Annotated in this window: 1 protein-coding gene and 2 pseudogenes; all 3 read left to right on the forward strand. The window is 65.1% G+C overall.

Annotated features, from left to right (window positions below; all coding sequences use genetic code 11):
• A pseudogene (locus EN749_RS35225) lies at window positions 1-327 on the forward strand (sugar ABC transporter ATP-binding protein); the annotation flags it as partial.
• Between the two features lies 1 nt (window position 328).
• On the forward strand, window positions 329-1309 hold the full coding sequence (locus tag EN749_RS35230; RefSeq protein ID WP_189367944.1) for an ABC transporter permease: 981 nt from the start codon (window positions 329-331) through the stop codon (window positions 1307-1309).
• Between the two features lie 3 nt (window positions 1310-1312).
• Window positions 1313-1709, forward strand: a pseudogene (locus EN749_RS35235) (ABC transporter permease); the annotation flags it as partial.

The following is a 1709-nucleotide window of genomic DNA, read 5'->3' on the forward strand; positions in this document are numbered from 1 at the left end:
GATATGAACAACAACATTTTCTCGCTGTCGGGCGGCAACCAGCAGAAGGCGCTGTTTGCCCGCGCGCTCGGCTCGGATGCGCAGATCGTGCTGATGGACGATCCGATGCGCGGCGTCGATATCGGCACCAAACTGGAGGTCTACGGCCTCGTGCGCGAAGAGGCTGCCCGAGGCCGCACCTTCCTCTGGTACACCACGGAAACCGAAGAGCTCGACAATTGCGATCACATCTATGTCTTCAAGAACGGCCGCATCGTCGCCAATCTGCGCCGCAACGAGTTGACCGAAGAGAAGATCATCCAGTCCTCATTCGGCGATGCGGCCTGAGATGACGGCCGCCAGCCTCGACACCGCCGCCAGGACGTCCGCCGAGCGAGGCGCACTGGCCCGTGCCCGTCTGTTGCGCGGGCTGCTGCCGGCGCTGTCGCTGGCGCTGGTGCTGCTCGCCATCGCCTGGCTCAACCCGCGCGCCATCAGCTATTTCGGCTTCAGCCTGATGCTCAACCTGGCGATCCCGATCGCGCTGGCGACGATCGCGCAGATGTTCGTCATTGCCGGAAACGAGCTCGACCTGTCGATAGGCACCTTCGTCGGCTTCGTCGGCTGCGTCACGGCGACCTGGCTGAAGGACGCGCCACTCATCGGCGCCGCCATCCTGCTCGGATCAATCGGCATCTATGCGCTGCTCGGCGCGCTTATCCATCTGCGCAATCTGCCGTCCATCGTGGTGACGCTCGGCATGAGCTTCGTCTGGCAGGGGCTGGCCATTCTCGTCCTGCCCAAACCGGGCGGCAAGGCGCCGGACTGGCTGCTTGGGCTGATGGCGTTCAAGCCGCCCTTCATTCCGTTCCCGATCATCGCCGCGCTGCTCATCGGCGTCATCGTTCATTTCGGCCTGATGCGCACTTCCTATGGCGTGATCCTGCGCGGCTCGGGCGGCAATCCGGCGGCGCTTGGCCGCGCCGGCTGGTCGCTGCTCCGAACCAAGATCGTGCTGTTTGCGCTCGCCGGCCTGTTCGGCGTGCTGTCCGGCATGGCGCTGATCGGCATCACCACCTCGGCCGACGCCAATATCGGCAACGGCTACACGCTGCTGGCCATCGCCGGCGTCATCCTCGGCGGCGGCGAATTCGTCGGCGGCCGGGTGTCGCCGATAGGTGCTGTGATCGGCGCGCTGACGCTGGCGCTGGCGGCCTCGCCACTGCTCACCTTCATGCACATTCCACCCGATTGGCAGGTTGCCGCCAACGGCGCCATCCTCATCATCGTGCTGGCGGCGCGGGTGCTGATCAGCCGCAAGGAGAGGTGAGCGATGACATCGGTGAAATCGCTGCTCGCCAAACCCTGGATCTGGTCGTTCATTGGCGCGCTTCTGGTGTGGCTGGCGACCATCGCCTTCACCGGCGGTTATGGCGCCGGCGGCATGGTGACGGCGGCCCTGTCGCTGGCGGTGTTCACCGTCATTGTCGGCGTCGGCCAGATGTTCGTCATCACACTCGGCCCGGGCAATGTCGACCTGTCGCTGCCGGCCAATATCGGCCTTGCCAGCGCCGTCGCGATGAAAGTGATGGACGGCAATGATTCCATGATCGCGGTCGGGCTGCTGGCGGCGCTTGCCTGCGGGGCGGCGATCGGCGCCGCCAACTACCTGCTGATCTGGGCGCTGCGCATCCCACCGATCATAGCCACTTTGTCGGCCAGCTTCATCA

It is taken from the genome of Mesorhizobium sp. M7A.F.Ca.ET.027.02.1.1 (assembly GCF_004022985.1).
Lineage (GTDB): Bacteria > Pseudomonadota > Alphaproteobacteria > Rhizobiales > Rhizobiaceae > Mesorhizobium.

Excerpts from the sequence above, each read along its gene's own strand:
- EN749_RS35230 (WP_189367944.1), top strand. The coding sequence starts at position 329 with ATGACGGCCGCCAGCCTCGACACCGCCGCCAGGACGTCCGCCGAGCGA.